The organism is Actinomadura sp. BRA 177 (assembly GCF_013372625.1).
Taxonomy (GTDB): Bacteria; Actinomycetota; Actinomycetes; order Streptosporangiales; family Streptosporangiaceae; genus Spirillospora.
The window spans coordinates 1-15324 of record NZ_JABXFD010000134.1 but is presented as its reverse complement, the minus strand read 5'-3'; the positions used below and the strand labels follow the sequence as shown (position 1 = coordinate 15324).

The 15324-nt window shown below is 73.6% G+C and carries 11 protein-coding genes and 1 pseudogene; 6 read left to right on the top strand and 6 right to left on the bottom strand.

Annotation, left to right across the window (positions count from 1 at the left end):
* Positions 1 to 218 precede the first annotated feature (218 nt).
* From HUX53_RS03750 to edd, 4 genes are all read right to left on the bottom strand, one after another.
* Entirely contained in the window at positions 219 to 602 is a 384-nt protein-coding gene (locus tag HUX53_RS03750; RefSeq protein WP_176401767.1) for a PPOX class F420-dependent oxidoreductase, read from the bottom strand.
* A 36-nt stretch (positions 603 to 638) separates the two neighbouring features.
* Entirely contained in the window at positions 639 to 1259 is a 621-nt protein-coding gene (gene eda / locus HUX53_RS03745) for a bifunctional 4-hydroxy-2-oxoglutarate aldolase/2-dehydro-3-deoxy-phosphogluconate aldolase (protein WP_176401766.1), read from the bottom strand.
* Positions 1256 to 2254 (bottom strand): glucokinase, encoded by a 999-nt coding sequence (glk, locus tag HUX53_RS03740; RefSeq protein ID WP_309237033.1) that lies wholly within the window; start codon positions 2252 to 2254, stop codon positions 1256 to 1258. Before glk ends, eda begins: the two co-directional genes overlap by 4 nt.
* Positions 2255 to 2463: 209 nt before the next feature.
* The gene (gene edd / locus HUX53_RS03735) at positions 2464 to 4275 is read right to left on the bottom strand and encodes a phosphogluconate dehydratase (protein WP_176401764.1); all 1812 of its coding nucleotides are present in this window, start codon (positions 4273 to 4275) and stop codon (positions 2464 to 2466) included.
* A gap of 222 nt (positions 4276 to 4497) precedes the next feature.
* Between edd and HUX53_RS03730 the strand changes: the two genes are divergently transcribed.
* On the top strand, positions 4498 to 5583 hold the full coding sequence (locus HUX53_RS03730) for an ROK family transcriptional regulator (RefSeq protein WP_309237032.1): 1086 nt from the start codon (positions 4498 to 4500) through the stop codon (positions 5581 to 5583).
* A 474-nt stretch (positions 5584 to 6057) separates the two neighbouring features.
* On the opposite strand, the gene HUX53_RS03725 is transcribed toward HUX53_RS03730, so the two are convergent.
* Both HUX53_RS03725 and HUX53_RS03720 read right to left on the bottom strand, forming a co-directional pair.
* Entirely contained in the window at positions 6058 to 6762 is a 705-nt protein-coding gene (locus HUX53_RS03725) for a DUF4234 domain-containing protein (protein WP_176401762.1), read from the bottom strand.
* Between the two features lie 171 nt (positions 6763 to 6933).
* The gene (locus HUX53_RS03720) at positions 6934 to 7440 is read right to left on the bottom strand and encodes a signal protein (protein ID WP_176401761.1); all 507 of its coding nucleotides are present in this window, start codon (positions 7438 to 7440) and stop codon (positions 6934 to 6936) included.
* A gap of 533 nt (positions 7441 to 7973) precedes the next feature.
* Between HUX53_RS03720 and lanL the strand changes: the two genes are divergently transcribed.
* The 5 genes and pseudogenes from lanL to HUX53_RS03695 all read left to right on the top strand — a co-directional run.
* Entirely contained in the window at positions 7974 to 10793 is a 2820-nt protein-coding gene (gene lanL / locus HUX53_RS03715; protein WP_217919049.1) for a class IV lanthionine synthetase LanL, read from the top strand.
* Positions 10790 to 12685 carry an alpha/beta fold hydrolase gene (locus HUX53_RS03710; protein ID WP_176401760.1) on the top strand — a complete coding sequence of 632 codons (1896 nt, stop codon included), beginning with the start codon at positions 10790 to 10792 and terminating at the stop codon, positions 12683 to 12685. Before lanL ends, HUX53_RS03710 begins: the two co-directional genes overlap by 4 nt.
* Positions 12686 to 12691: 6 nt before the next feature.
* The gene (locus HUX53_RS03705) at positions 12692 to 12847 is read left to right on the top strand and encodes a VenA family class IV lanthipeptide (RefSeq protein ID WP_176401759.1); all 156 of its coding nucleotides are present in this window, start codon (positions 12692 to 12694) and stop codon (positions 12845 to 12847) included.
* 146 nt (positions 12848 to 12993) lie between these two features.
* On the top strand, positions 12994 to 14751 hold the full coding sequence (locus tag HUX53_RS03700; protein WP_176401758.1) for an ABC transporter ATP-binding protein: 1758 nt from the start codon (positions 12994 to 12996) through the stop codon (positions 14749 to 14751).
* Positions 14748 to 15324: pseudogene (locus tag HUX53_RS03695) on the top strand (hypothetical protein); the annotation flags it as partial. The gene HUX53_RS03700 and the pseudogene HUX53_RS03695, both read left to right, overlap by 4 nt.

Genomic DNA, 15324 nt, shown 5'->3' with positions numbered 1-15324 from the left:
CGGCGGCTGCAGTGTGGTATAACGGACAGGCCTAACCGCCGGCCCTTGCCCCCACGGTCCCACCCGAGCCTGACAGCCCCGGCGACCAGCGGCCGGTCCCCTGCGCACACCCGGGCCAGGCGAAAGTGACCATCCAGCACCACGGGCCCTGCCCGCAAGCACGCCGTCCTTCACACTGCCCCGGCGACCGGCGCGGCCGGAACCCCGCTCACACTGGGCTAGGCGAGGGTTACCTCGTAGTGGAGGGTTCGGTAGTGCTTCATTCGGTGGAGGAGCGGTACCGCGAAGCCCTGCAGGAGCGGGTGCTTGCGGGCGAGCAGGTGGCGGATGGGCTGTGATTCCTCCTCGGTGAGCAGCCGGACGCGCCCGTGCGCCTCCGGGCCGGTGACCTTGCCCCGGAAGGTGCTCGGCGCGATGTCCACCTGGGGGTTGCGCGCCAGCCGCTTCGACTTGAACGCCTTGTCGTAGGTGCGGAAGTAGGCGTGGTCGCCGCGCACGACCACGTTGACCGGCGTGCCGACCGGCGTCCCGTCCTTGCGGTAGGACGTCAGCAGGAACGTCTTCTGCTTCTTCCAGCTCTCAAGCGTCGTTGTGGTGTTCATATCCAGGAGACGGGATACCCGCCCCCGGACGTGACATCACCGCAGGGCGGCCGCTTCGGCGGCGAGTTCGCGGACGAGGTTCCAGTCGCCGTCGCGGACGGCGTCCACCGGGGTCAGCCAGGATCCGCCGACGCAGCCGACGTTCTTCAGCGCGAGGTACTCTTCGGCGTTCCGCGGGCTGATGCCGCCGGTCGGGCAGAACCGGATCTGCGGGAGCGGCCCGCCGAGCGACTTCAGGTAGGCGGTGCCGCCGGCGGCCTCGGCGGGGAAGAACTTCATCGCCGTGATGCCGTCCTCCAGCAGCGCGATCGCCTCCGACGCGGTCGCGACGCCCGGCAGGAACGGCAGCCCGGTCGCGACCATCGCCGCCTGGAGCCGGGCCGTGCAGCCGGGGCTGACCAGGAACTTCGCCCCGGCTGCGGCGGACCGCTCCGCGTCCTCGGGCCGGACGACCGTGCCGGCGCCGACCACCGCGTCCGGGACCTCGGCGGCGATCCGGGTGATCGCCGCCAGCGCGGACGGGGTGCGCAGCGTCACCTCGATCACCGGGAGGCCGCCCTCGACCAGGGCGCGGGCGAGCGGGACGGCGGCCTCGGCGTCGTCCAGCACCACGACGGGGATGACGGGCGCGAGGTCGAGCAGGTCGTCGGCGATCATGCGTGCTCCAGGTCGGGGAGGCTCTGCGCGAGCCTGACGGCGGCGCCGACCAGGGCCGGGCCGGGGTGGACGATCAGCGCGGTCGGGATGGCGCGCACGTAGTCCTCGACGGGAGGCTTCCCCTCGAAGCGGGCGCGGAACGCGCTGTCCCGCAGCACGTCCACGATGCGCGGCAGGATCCCGCCGCCGAGATAGACGCCTCCGCGGGCGCCGAACGTGAGGGCGACGTTGCCGGCGAGCGACCCGAGCAGCGCGCAGAACATGCGCACCGCCTCGTCGCAGCGCGGGTCGTCGCGGCGTTCGCAGATCTGCTTGGCGGTCAGTTCCTCGGCGGGTTCGCCGTCGAGCGCCGCCAGGTACCGGTGGACGCGGGCGAGGCCAGCGCCGGAAAGCAGGTATTCGGCGGGCACGGCGCCCTTCTCGGCGCGGAGCAGCCGGGTCACCTCGATCTCCCGGTCGGTCGCGGCCGGGACGTCGACCTGGCCGCCCTCGCCGGGCACCGGCACCCAGCCGGACGGTGTCGGGACGAGTCCGGCGACGCCGAGGCCCGTGCCGGGACCGACCACCGCGACCGGCGCGCCGGCGGCCGGGGCCCGCTCGCCGATCACGATCAGGTCGTCCGCGGTGAGGCGCGGGAGGGCGAGCGCCAGGGCCTCGAAGTCGTTGATGATGTCGAGGTGGGGCACGCCGAGGTGGGCGCGCACCGCTTCGACGGTGCCCTTCGGCCAGCCCGCGTTGGTCAGGTGGAACGTCCCGCCGGCGGTCGGCCCCGCCACGGCCAGGCACGCGGCGGACGGACGCACGCCGCTCTTCTCCAGGTACGCGGCGGCGGCCTCGGCAAGGCCGGGATAGTCGCGGGTGGGAAGGGACTGGACATTGGACGGGACACCGTCCGGACCGTCCACCAGCGCAAACCGCGCATTCGTCCCGCCGACGTCCGCAACCAGCCAAACCCCGCCCGCACGTGTCTCCTGTGGAGAGACGGCGCCCTGCACGCCCTGATCGGCTGTGCTCGCACGTGTCCCCTGTGAGGAGCGCGCGCCCTGGTCGGCTGCGCTCGCGCGTGTTAGCTGCGGCGGGATGACCGCCCCCGGGGTCGTTGCATTCGCGTGTGCTTCTTGTGCGGGGACGATCCCCTGCTCCGCTGCGCTCATGGGTGTTTCTTGTGGGGAGACGACCCCCCGCTCCCCTGGGTTCACCGCGCTCATGCGAAGACTCCTGCGCCGCGCTCGGCCGGGCCCACAGCGTTGCGGAAGGCCTGGAAAAGCTCGCGGCCGGTGCCGTAGGTCTGTTCGGACGTCCCGGCGGCGGGCTCGCGGGCGGCGAACTCCTCGTCCGGGACGAGGACCTCCAGGACGCCCTTGTCCGCGTCGAGCCGGACGAGGTCGCCGTCGCGGACGCGGGCGAGCGGGCCGCCCGCGGCCGCCTCCGGCGACACGTGGATCGCGGCGGGCACCGCCCCAGAGGCGCCCGACATACGACCGTCCGTGACCAGTGCGACCCGGTGGCCGCGGTCCTGGAGGACGCCGAGCGGCGGGGTGAGCCGGTGCAGTTCCGGCATCCCGTTGGCGCGCGGGCCCTGGTTGCGGACGACCGCCACCACGTCCCGGTCCAGTTCCCCGGCGGCGAACGCCTCCTGGAGCCGTTCCTGCGAGTCGAACACGCGGGCCGGCGCCTCGATCACCCGGTGCTCCGGCCGCACCGCCGACACCTTGATGACCGCCCGTCCGAGATTGCCGCGCATGGTGCGCAGGCCGCCGTGCGTGTCGAACGGCTCCGCCACCGGACGCAGGACGTCCGTATCGCCCGATTCGGTGACGGTGTCCCGCCACACGGCCCGGCCGTCCAGGAACTCCGGAACCTTGCGGTATTCGGCGAGGGTGGCGCCGCCGACCGTCCGCGCGTCCTCGTGGAGGAGCCCGGCGCCGATCAGCTCGCCGATGAGGAACGCGGTGCCGCCCGCCGCGTGGAAGTGGTTCACGTCCGCGGTCCCGTTCGGGTAGAGGCGGGTGAGCAGCGGCGTCACCGCGGACAGCTCGTCGAAGTCGTCCCAGGTCAGTTCGATGCCCGCCGCCGCGGCCATAGCGACGAGATGCAGCGTGTGGTTGGTAGAGCCGCCGGTGGCGAGCAGGGCGACGATGCCGTTGACGAACGCGCGCTCGTCCAGGAGTTCGCCGATCGGCGTGTACTCGTCCGCCAGGTTCGTCAGCTTCAGGATGCGGCGCCCGGCCGCCTCGGTCAGCGCGTCCCGCAGCTTCGTGCCCGGCGGGACGAAGCTGGCCCCCGGCAGGTGCAGGCCCATGACCTCCATGAGCATCTGGTTGGAGTTGGCCGTCCCGTAGAAGGTGCACGTGCCGGGCGAGTGGTAGGACGCGGCCTCGGCGGCGAGGAGCTGCTCCCGCCCGATCTCCCCGGCCGCGAACCGCTTGCGGACCTTCGCCTTCTCCCCGTTCGGCAGCCCGGACGCCATCGGCCCGGCCGGCACCAGGATCACCGGCAGGTGCCCGAACGACAGCGCCCCGATCACCAGCCCGGGGACGATCTTGTCGCAGACGCCCAGCATCAGCGCGCCGTCGAACATGTCGTGCGAGAGCGCCACGGCCGTCGCCATCGCGATGACGTCCCGGCTGAACAGCGACATCTCCATGCCGGCGCGGCCCTGCGTGATGCCGTCGCACATCGCGGGGACGCCGCCGGCGAACTGCGCCGTGCCGCCCGCCGAGCGGATCGCGCCCTTCAGGATGTCCGGGTAGTCCTGAAGCGGCTGATGCGCCGAGAGCATGTCGTTGTAGGACGACACGATCGCGATGTTCGGCGTGACGTCGCCCCGGAGCCACAGCTTGTCCTGGACGCCGCACGCCGCGAAGCCGTGGGCGAGGTTCGCGCAGCCCATGCCGGTGCGCACCGGGCCCTCGGACCGGGCGTCCCGGATCCGGCTCAGGTACGCGGCGCGCGTTCCGGCGCTCCGCTCGGCGACGCGCCGGGTCACTGCCTCCAGCACGGGATGTACGGCCATCGGGACGCTCCAGACCAGGGGGGATCTCTCGGTCAGCAAGCTACCGAGACATAGGTCATCCCTTCAACCCCACTTATGAACTTTGAATGACAAAAGTCGGGAGCTTGCGCCAACTGGACGTCCCGAACGGGGCCGTGCTTGACTGGCCGGATGCCCCGCCCCGCCAACCGCCACCATCAAAAGGACGAGCGGAGCTCGGCTCGTCCCTGGACGGCCGGCGACATGCTGAGCCTGATCCGCGAGGACGGCGTCGCCACCCGCGCCGACCTGGGCCGCATCACCGGCCTGTCCCGTCCCGCGGTGGCGTCCCGCGTGGCGTCCCTGATCGCCCGCGGCCTCGTGGTCGAGCGGAGCACCGGCCCGTCCACCGGCGGACGCCCCCCGGCCCGGCTGGAGTTCAACGCCGCCGGCGGGACGGTCCTCGTCGCGAACCTCGGCCAGTCCCGCGGCCAGCTCGCCGTCTGCGACCTCGCCGGGACGGTCCTCGCCCGCACCGACGGGCCCCCGGCCGAGACGTCCCCCGGCAAGACCCTCCCCCGCCTGCTCGACGAGTGGACGTCCCTTCTCGCCTCCGCCGGCATCGACGCGTCCTCGATCCGCGGCGCCGGCCTCGGCGTCCCCGACGCCGTCGAGCACGCCGCCGGCCGCTGGGACGCGGTCGAGATCACCGGCCCGATCTCCGACCGCTTCGGCGTCCCCGCCTACCTCGACAACGAGGTCAACGCCGCCGCCCTCGGCGAGCACCAGGCCCATCCCGGCGTGGACGACCTGCTGTTCGTCAAGGTCTCCACGGGCATCGGCGCGGGCCTCATCGCGGGCGGCCGCATCCAGCGCGGCGCCCTCGGCGCGGCCGGCGAGATCGGCCACGTCCCGATCCCCTCGCCCGCCGACGCCCCGTGCCGCTGCGGCAACGTCAACTGCGTCGAGGCGATCGCCGGCGGCACCGCCCTCCTGGCCCGCTCCCCCGCCGACGACCTCCCCGGCCTCGCCGCCCTGGCCCGCTCCGGCGACCCGGCGACCGTCGCCCTCCTCCGCGACGCCGGCCGCCGCATCGGCGAGGTCGTCGCCACCGCCGTCAACCTCCTGAACCCGGCCGTGGTGGTCCTCGGCGGCGACCTGGTGGGCGCCGACGAACCCCTGATAGCGGGCCTGCGCGAAGTCGTCTACCAGCGGTCCACGGCCCTCGCGACCCGCACTTTGCGGATAGAACCGAGCCGCCTGGGCGAACAGGCCGGGCTGAAGGGCTGCGCGGCAATGGTCCTGGACAACATCCTCTCTCCTGAAGCCATCGACAGCGTCCGCCAGTAGCCGCCGCGCCACTGAGCCGCACGGCGCAGCACGCCATTCTGGTTCGCTGCGCAACGCCGACCTCAACTGATTCCCGACTTCTTCTAAGAAGCCATTGCTCATCCAGGCGGGAAGATCTCCTGAGGGTCGGACAAGAGGTGACAAGTTCGGCACTCACGACTCCCTACAGCGCACACACCGTCTGGCGCCCTGGAACGGCAGCCCGCCGCCGTGGGACGAGCGGCGAGCACGAGGCGGCCCGTCCGGCCGACCGGCGCTGTGTCAGCAGCCAAGCCGGGAACGCCGGAACAACGACCAGAAAGCGCTTGGCGCTGACTTTCAGCAACCCCGGAGCGGACTTTCACATCCATTCGGTGAAACGGGGCAGTGCTGCCCGAGCAACACGAAGACGAACGGCGATCTCAACCGGTCAGTGCACCGCGCTCCTCGCTCTCGGCGTGCACTGGGTGTGCGGTACTCGCTCAGGACCTGGGCTCAAGCCGCGGCGAGGCCGCCGTACGGCGTTGTTTCGGCGTGGCGGAGAGCGGTGAGGACCGTGTCCTCGGTCGAGTGCACCTCTGGGTACATCTTCTCGGGGTCGGTGTGGAGCTGGTAGTCCCACACGAACCCATAGATTCCGAGGGTGACGATGGTCAGCAACAGATGCGTCCCGAAGCCTCGGTGCAGGTCCGGGATGGGCTCGTAGGTCACGCGGTACCGGACGATTCCGAGCCGCAGCCAGATATCGCTGAGGTTGTCGTTGAAGTCCTCTTCGGTGAGCTGGATCTCCCACCAGAACCGCATCATGCGATAGTAGGCGTAGAGGCCGTATATCCCGAAGGTGATGAAGGCCAGGAAGACGGACAAGCCCGCGTTGACCGGCCGGTGTTCGTCCTCGAAGCGCTCCTTGACGTATCGCCGGAGGTCGTCCAACTGCTCCATGTCCTCGCCGCCGCGGCCGCTTTGCTCAGCGTACTGCCTCGTTGCCTCGATGACGGCGCCGAAATAATGGAGGCGCCGGTCCCGGAAGAGATCTGTGCGATTCAGCCGGCGGTAGAAGACCACCACCGTGTAGATGCCCAGCGTCACCCATGAAAGCAGGAAGGCGTAGACGGCCCAGTCGACGAGCCTTTGGTCGGTGCTTCGCCTCTCGTGGACATAGCGGTCCACCCGCTGGACGGCAGGGAGTGGTTGTTCCATTGCCCCTTCTCCTCATATGAAGGGAAGGAACTTCGACATACCACGGCAGTGTGCTTTGACAGCCTTGTCGGACGGCCGCACTCCTGCTCACGATACCTCTCGCGGACCGGATGCGCCGCCTGTGGCTGGACGGGCGGAGGTGCGGAGCGGCCCGTAGGGGGCTGGCGTCGGCTAGGGGGCTACGGTCAGGTTGTAGGTTGCCGAGGTGTGGAAGTCGCCGCTGGTTCCGCGGATCTCGACTTTGTGCGGGCCGGGTGGCAGTGGTGGGAGGACGCTCCAGAGGCCGCATCCGTACGCACGGACAGAGCCCTCGTCGCTGGCCGGGTTGCCGGGGACCCCGGTGATCGTGATGGGCATGGGCGACCACCGCTTGAGGGTCACTTCTTTCCCGTCCAGGGTCAGGGTTCCGGTCGCGGTCTCCTTGAAGGCCTCGCAGTCCTCTTCGGGGCCGCGCTGATTGACGGCCGGGGCGACGAGTGTGCGGCCCGCCGGGATGTCGCAGTTGCGCGTCACGGACTCGCCGAACGTCCCGGCCAGGGACCAGAGATCGGACGGCTGATCCACGGCGCAGAACTCACCCGTGGTGTCCTCGACGGGGTTGCGTCCCGATGGGGAGCCGGCGGCCCAGCTCCACCAGGCGGACTGCACGTCCGCGGGCTCGTTAGATCCGACGGCCACGCCTCCGCTTGAAGAGGGCGGGCCGCTCTCCGTCACGGCGTCGGCGCCGGCCGGGGCGAGGGTACCCATGGACAGGGGCCGACAATCACTGAGTGCGCACGGTGACGGGCCCGCTCCAGACGGTCGGTTAGCACATCGGGGCGGCGGCTCGCCAGGGGTCTCCATGACTGCCATCGGCCATGACGGGAGCCGAAACTCATTCGACACCGAATTGGCAAAGTCACCGACGATCCATGGCATGGACAAGGTAGACAAATCCCCATCCCCGTCTCGCCAAATCCGGACATACCGCGCATCCGTCACACGCGTCACACGGACCAGGACCCGTCGGTGACACTTTACTACCGGCACGGCGGGCATTCTTACCAAGAAATCCACTCTGGCGTTCATGGGCGATTCGTGGCTAACGTGTCCTCGTTCGCCGGAAGCCAACAGGTACCCGCCGGACACCATTGCCGAGGAAAAGCACAAAGATCGCGCGGCGGGTGCATTCATCCGGCCGGCAAAGATGGAAGGGAGAGCGACGAGACACCATGGCGGACTTCCATTTCAGCGTCCTGTCCGGGGCGGCGCCCGCGGAGAGCGGCGACACCCGCCTCGCCGATGTCCTCGACCGGGCGGTGGCTGCGGCGCACGGCGCCGCCGGGGAACCGGCGCGGTGGCGGGCGCGGCGCGCCGGCATGTGGTGCCATGTGGCCCCCGAGGACGGTGAGTGCCCAGCTCAGGGATGGAAGTTGCACGTGTCGGCCACCCCCGCGTCGGCGGTGGAGGTGCTCGCCCGCGCGCTGCCGGTACTGCTGGCGGCCCGCTCGACGTTCAAGTTCGCCGCCACCCACGACCACGTCGCGGCATTGAACGCGCGCAACACCTCGCGCGGCCATTCGGGAAAGTTCCTCACCGTCTACCCGGTGAGCGACGACGAGGCCGTCCGGCTGGCGCTGGAACTGCACCGGGCGACGGCCGGCCTGCCCGGGCCGCGCATTCTCTCGGACCGCCCCTACGCGCCGGGCAGCCTCGTCCATTACCGTTACGGCGCGTTCATCGAAGAGCGCCGCATCACCAACGACGGGTTCTATGCGTGGACGATTCTCGACCCGGACGGAAACCCGGTCGAGGATCAGCGCATCGGAAGATACACGCCTCCGCCATGGGTGTCCTGTCCCTTTCCCGAACACCGGGCACGCGGCCCCGAGCGCGGCGGGAACGCCGCCGGGTCCGACCGGAACGAGATTCTGATCGGGACGCGTTTCGCCGTCCGGGAGGCGATCCGGCACACCAACAAGGGCGGCGTCTACCGCGCCACGGACACCGAGACCGGTGAGCCGGTCGTGCTGAAGGAGGCGCGCCCGCACGTGGCCGCCGGCGAGAACGGCAGAGACGCCCGCGACCTCCTCCGCGCCGAGGCCCGCGCGCTGGAGGCCGTCGCGGACCTCGGGCTCGCGCCGCGGCCGGTCCGGCTGTTCACGCAGAGCGGCCACCTGTTCCTGGCGGAGGAGATGGTCCCGGGAACGACGCTGGGGCAGTGGACGGCGGACCTGATCGGCGAGCGCGGCTGGGGCCCGCACCTCGCTCCCGCGCTGGAGACGGCCGTCCGGCTCGCCGACCTGATGGTCAAGGCGCACGGCGCCGGGCTCATCGTGCGCGACTTCACCCCGAACAACATCATGGTCCGCCCGGACGGCATCCCCGTCCTCATCGACCTGGAGCTGGCCGTCACCGCGGACGGATCGGACGACGTCCCGCTGCGCGCGGGAACACCCGGCTTCGCGGCGCCCGAGCAGATGGACGGCGCGGCGCCCGACCCCGCGGCGGACCGGTTCGCGCTGGGCGCGACGCTCTGCCATGTGCTCACCGGCGGCCCGCCCTATCTGCTGGACGAGCATCCCGCCGCGCGGTCGGTGACCGAGCGGCTCGCGGAGTGGCTGACCGCGCGCACCCAGGGCCTGGACCTGCCCGCCGCCGTGGTTCCGCTGCTGCTCGGCCTGATGGCCGACGCCCCGCGGCACCGCTGGAGCCCGGAGCGGGCGCGCGAGACGCTTGCCGCGGCGGGCGGCGGAGACACCCCGCCGCTGCCCGCCGGCACCGAGCCGGAGGTTCCGGCCGGGCGGCCGCGGCTGCGGTCCGGATGGCTGCGCAAGCAGACCCGGCAGACCGTCCTCGGCATCACCGACCACCTCCTCGACTCCATGGACCCCGGGGGCGCCGACACGCTGTGGCCCGCGTCCTGCGTCCACGGGGCACCGGACCCGTGCAGCCTCCAGCACGGTGCGGCCGGCCCGCTCGGCGCGCTGGTCCGCTGCTTCGAGCTCACCGGCGACCGCCGCCTCCCGGACGCGATCGCCCGCACCGCCCAGTGGATCCTGGCCCGGCTGGAGGACGGCACGCCGCGGCCGGCAGGGCTCTACTTCGGCACCGCCGGGGCGGCGTGGGCGGTCCTGGCCGCGGGCCTCGCCCTGGACGACGCCGCTCTCGTGGACGCCGCCCTGGCCGTGGCCGACCGGCCCCCCCCCGCGGTCGACGCCCCCGCCATCACCCACGGGACGTCCGGGATCGGGCTGACCGCCCTGCACCTGTGGACCCGTACCGGGCACGCCCGGTACGCCGAGCGGGCCGTCGCCGCCGCCGACGCGCTGGCCGCCTCGGTCGAGGACCGGTCAGGGAAGCTCTCCTGGAGCACCCCGGCGCAGCACGAGTCGAAGCTCGCCGGGCGCCGGTACTACGGGTTCGCGCACGGCATCGCCGGGGTGGGCTGCTTCCTGACCGCGTGCGCGCGGGCGGCCGGCCGCGCCGACCTGCTGGCCCTGGCCGCCGCGACCGGGGAGAACCTGCTGGACGAGGCGACAGGCACGGAGCGGTCGGCGATGTGGGGGGCCGGTCCCGGTGACGCGCCGACGGCACCGTACTGGTGCCACGGCGCCGCCGGGATCGGGGGCTTCCTCGTGCGGCTGGCCGACGCCACCGGGGACGCGCGGTTCGCGCGGGGCGCGGAACGGGCCGCGCGGTCGGTGCTGGAGCACCGCTGGCGCGCGCCGCTCGGGCAGTGCCACGGGCTCTCCGGCAACGGGGACTTCCTGCTCGACATGGCCGCGTTCACCGGCGACGGCGAGTACCGGCACGGCGCCTGGCGGCTCGCCCGGATCGTGCTCGCCAACCGCGCGCAGCGCGGCCGCCGGGCGGTGTTCCCGGACGAGTTCGGGCAGGTCTCGGTGACCTGGGGCGATGGGATGAGCGGCATCCTCGGCTTCCTGCTGCGGGCGCTGTACGGCACGCCGCGGCTGTGGACTGCCGACGTCCCCGTGGGCCTCGCCGGTGGGGCGGCCGCCGCGGCCGCCGGGGCGGAGCGGGCGTCATGACCGCACCCGCACGCGAGCCGGTCCTGCTGGCCCTGCCTCCGGTGGCGACCCGGTTCGGGTTCGCCTTCTCCGGGCGGGGCGGCTGGGGCGCCTGCCTGCGCGCCACCGGGGACGAGGTGGCGCTGGAGCGGTGGGAGCTGGCGCGGCCCGTACCGCTCCGGAGCACGCTCACCGGCGACGCCGCGACGCACGCGGTGGACGGCCTGGACCGGCGCTGCGGAGTGCTGCCGCTGGACGACGGCCGCGTCCTCGTCCTGCGGCCCGCGACCGGCGCGGACGGAGAGCCGGCCGGGCACGGGACCGTCCTCGCGGCGGAGCCCGCCGGCCGGGGCCTGCGGTTCACCCGCTCGTGGCCGGTCCCGGCGATGCTCGCCGGATTCCTGCTGGCGGCGCCCGGCCCGGCGGGCACCATCGTGCTCGTCACCGTCGAGGACGAGCGGTACTCGCGGATCTGGTGGCTGCACTGGCGGCTGCCGGCACTGGAGGCGGTCCTGCGGATCCCCGGCGTGCTGGGAGGCGGCGTCTGGGTCGACGGCGGGCGGACCCTCGCCCTCGACCGCACCACGGCCGCGCACCGCACCGAGGGCGTCCTCGTCGATCTGCGCGACCGCGCGTGGCGGCGGGTCTGGTCGGTCTCCGACATCACGACCGACCGCATCGCGGCGTTCAGCCCGCGCTCCGGCGCCCTCGCCGTGACCACGACCTCGCCGGGCGCGCAGCAGCCCGGCACCGGGCAGATCGGGCTGCGGTTCCCGCGCGGCGGGCCCGTGCGGTTCCCCGAGGCGCTCAACGGGTCCGAGCGTCCCCGGACGCCGCTGACCTTCGACGCCGCCGGAGAGAACCTGCTCGTCCGAGAGACCTGGGGCGCCGCGGAACGCCTCGCCGTCTACGCGCCGGACCGGGACCGCCTCAGCCCGGTGCCGGGTCCGCCGGGAATGCTGTGGCCGCCCGCGCGCTGGGCGGAGGACGGGCGGATCCACCTGCGCTACGCGGCCCCGCACCGGCCGCCCACGCTGGCCACGGTGCCCAGCGAACCCGGCGCCGACTGGTGGCTGGCGCCCGACGCGGACACGGACGCGGGCGTCGGCTGGTCGGACGCCGGCACCGCCGACCTGCCGGGCCCGGCGGGGCCGATCGAGACGATCGTCTACGGCGGCCCCGGATGGCGGCGCGCCCGGCACCTGGTGATCGCCCTGCACGGCGGCCCGCTGGCGTCCTGGCGGCTGGACTTCGAGCCGCTCTTGCAGCACCTGGCCGCCGCCGGCGTCGCCGTCGCCGCCCCCAACCAGCGGGGCAGCACCGGCTACGGCGAGGCGCACCTGCGGCCGGTCATCGGCGACTGGGGCGGCGCCGACCTGGACGACATCGTCCACCTGGCCCGGGAGATCGGACGCGACCGCGCCGCCGCGGGCCTGCCGGGCCCCGTCGTGCTCGGCGGCAGCTACGGCGCCTTCCTGGCGCTGCTCGCCGCCTGCCGCGCCCCGCGGCTGTGGTCGGGCTGCGTCGCGCTGGCCCCCTTCACCTCCGCCGCCGGACTGCACGGCGGCGCGTCCGGCGCCGTCCGGGACCGCGTGGCACGGCTGAGCCACTGCGATGCGCCCGGCGCGCCCGGGGACGGACGCGACGTGCTGCGCGCGTGCGCCGCGCTCACCGCGCCACTGCTGATCGCCCACGGCGTCCGGGACGAGGTCGTCCCGGTGGCCCAGTCCAGGGCGCTGCGCGCCCGGCTACTCGAACTCGGCAGGACCGAAGGAGTCGACTTCGACTACCTGGAGGCCGACGACGACCACAACGGCGTCGTCCAGGCCTGGTCACCGGTCCTGCGTGAAGCGGTGGTCCGCTTCTGCCTCGCGGCGGGGCGGATCTCCCTACCAGACCAGGAAAGGAGGTGACATCACATGGACGCGTTCGAAGGCGACCTCGTGGCCGCTCTGCAGGAGCTGCCGGAGACGGACCCCATCGAGATCGAGGGGATCCAGCTCAGCGGCACCTGTGCGTGCGTCGGCCTGCTCACGCTGCTGAACTCGGTGTGCGTCGGCATCTCGTGCGCCTGATCCGCACCATCCCATGCGGCCCCCGGGACCCCTGATCGCATCCCGGACCGCAGAACCCCGGTCACGGGCCGGCGCGAGCCGGTCCGTGACCGGACCCATCCCCGAGTCTAGATGACGCACGCCGACGACGGACGGAGCCGACGAGGGTGGTCCGGACAGCAGCCGAGCCCGGCACGCCCGCCGCGCTGCGCGCCGGGGGCAGGCGACGGCTGCGCGAGGCGATGCGGCTGTTCCGGCCGCGCCTGTGCCTGCTGGCGGCGCTCACCGCGATCCGGGTCGCCGCGACCGTGGCCACGCCGCTCATGCTGGCCGGGGCCGTCGACGCCGCCCGCACCCAGGAGCATCTCGGCGCGGCCACGGCGCGGCTGGCGGCCGTCCTGGCCGCGGCGGTCCTCGCCGACACCGGCGAGGACGTGCTCGGCGCGTACTGCGGCAGCGACATCACCGCCTGGCTCCGGCACCGGCTGCTCGGCCGGGTACTGGCGCTCGGACCGTCCGGGCAGCGGCGCTTCCCCACCGGGGACGTGCTCTCCCGGCTCACCGAGAGCGCCTCCGGGCCCGCGGCCTTCCCCGTCCTGTTGCTGACGGCGGCGGCCGGCGTCGCGACCACGGCGGGCGCGGCGGTCGCGCTCGCCATGATCGACTGGTGGCTCGCCGCCGCGTTCGCGGCCGGGATTCCGCCGCTCGCCGCGGCGCTGCGCGTCTTCGTCGTCCGGGCCACCGAGCCGTTCGCGCCCTACCAGGCGTGCCAGGCCGCGATCGCGACCCGGCTGCTGGACGCCCGGCAGGGCATCCGGACGATCCGGGCGAGCGGCACCGTGGCGGCCGAGGCCCGCCGCGTCCTCGCGCCGCTTCCCGGGCTGCGCCGGGCCGGCCGGGAGACGTGGGAGGCGCAGGGCCGGGTGAGCCGGCGCCTCGCGCTGCTCGCCCCCCTCACGCAGGTGCTGGTCGTCGGCGTCGCCGGGATCCGGCTGTCCACCGGCGACATCACCACCGGGCAGCTCGTGGCGGCCGTGTCCTACGCCGCCATGGCCGTCGCCTCCGCGTCCCTGTTCGACACCGTCGTCGCGCTGCTCAACTGCCAGGTCGGTGCGGGCCGGATCGACGAGATCCTGGCGGCCGCCCCGGCGGTGCGGGAACCCGCCCGCCCGGTGCCGCTGCCGGACGGGCCGGGCCGGCTCCGGCTGCGCGGCGTCACCGTCCGGACCGGCGGCCGGACCGTCCTGGACCGCATCGACCTCGACGTGCCGCCCGGCGCCGCCGTCGCGGTCGCCGGCGCCTCCGGGACGGGCAAGAGCGTGCTCGTGTCCCTGATCGGGCGGCTGCTCGACCCCGACGAGGGCACCGTCGAGCTCGACGGCGTCCCGGTCGCCGCCGTCCCGCTCCCCCGGCTCCGGCGCGCCGTCGCCTACGCCTTCGAGCGGCCCGCCCTCCTCGGCGCCACCGTGCACGACACGATCGCCTACGCGCGCCCGGACGCGACCCGCGCCGAGGTCCGCCGCGCCGCGCGGGCCGCCGACGCCGACGCCTTCATCCGGGCGCTGCCGGACGGCTACGACACCCCGCTCGACCGCGCCCCGCTGTCCGGCGGCGAGCTACAGCGCCTCGGCCTGGCCCGGGCCGCCCTCGGCGACGCGCGGATCATCGTGCTGGATGACGCCACCAGCAGCCTCGACACCGCCACGGAGCTGCGGGTGACCCGCGCGCTCCAGCGGATCCTCGCGGGCCGCACCAGCCTGGTGGTGGCGCGCCGCCCCGCCACGGCCGCCCGCGCCGACCTCGTGGCCTGGCTCGACGGCGGCCGAGTGCGGGCCCTCGCCGCCCACGCCGACCTGTGGCCCGACCCCGCCTACCGCGCCGTGTTCGCGGCGCTGCCCGCGTCCGAGAAGGTGGCGGGCCCGTGACGGCCCCGCCCGCGGCGCGGCTGCTGCACCGCCACATCCGGGGGCAGTGGCCGGCGCTGCGCCGGCTCGCCGCCTGGTCGGCGCTGGAGAGCCTGCCGGTGTTCGCCTCGGGCCTGCTGCTGGCGCGCGCCATCGACCGCGGGTTCCTGTCCGGCCGCCCCCTCGCGGGTCTCGGCTGGCTCGCCGCCCTGGCCGGCCTGTACGCGGCCGGCGCGGTCGGGACGGGCCGCGTCTACCCGTGGCTCGCAGCGACCGTCGAACCGCTGCGCGACTCCCTGGTCCGGGAGGTCGTGACCGCCGCCCTGCACCGCATGACCGGCGGGTCCCCGGACGCGGCGGGCGCCGGGGTCTCCCAGGTCACCGAGCAGGCCGAGGCCGTCCCGGCGCTGCACAGCCAGCTGCTACGCCACGAGCCGGACCCGCAGTTCGCGGGGGGCGCGGTGCCGGACCGAACAGCGCCCGGACGGCCCCGGCTCCTATACACATCTCCGCGCCCAAGAAACGGTAACCTATCGCGCAATGCGGCATCTGACTGGAAAACAAAAAAACAACAATACAATAACATGACGAACA

Bases quoted from the DNA above. Each gene is read 5' to 3' on its own strand.
- eda (WP_176401766.1), bottom strand. From the start codon at position 1,259: ATGATCGCCGACGACCTGCTCGACCTCGCGCCCGTCATCCCCGTCGTG.
- HUX53_RS03710 (WP_176401760.1), top strand. From the start codon at position 10,790: ATGACCGCACCCGCACGCGAGCCGGTCCTGCTGGCCCTGCCTCCGGTG.
- HUX53_RS03730 (WP_309237032.1), top strand. From the start codon at position 4,498: ATGCTGAGCCTGATCCGCGAGGACGGCGTCGCCACCCGCGCCGACCTG.
- HUX53_RS03725 (WP_176401762.1), bottom strand. From the start codon at position 6,762: ATGGAACAACCACTCCCTGCCGTCCAGCGGGTGGACCGCTATGTCCAC.
- HUX53_RS03750 (WP_176401767.1), bottom strand. From the start codon at position 602: ATGAACACCACAACGACGCTTGAGAGCTGGAAGAAGCAGAAGACGTTC.
- lanL (WP_217919049.1), top strand. From the start codon at position 7,974: ATGGCGGACTTCCATTTCAGCGTCCTGTCCGGGGCGGCGCCCGCGGAG.
- edd (WP_176401764.1), bottom strand. From the start codon at position 4,275: ATGGCCGTACATCCCGTGCTGGAGGCAGTGACCCGGCGCGTCGCCGAG.
- HUX53_RS03705 (WP_176401759.1), top strand. From the start codon at position 12,692: ATGGACGCGTTCGAAGGCGACCTCGTGGCCGCTCTGCAGGAGCTGCCG.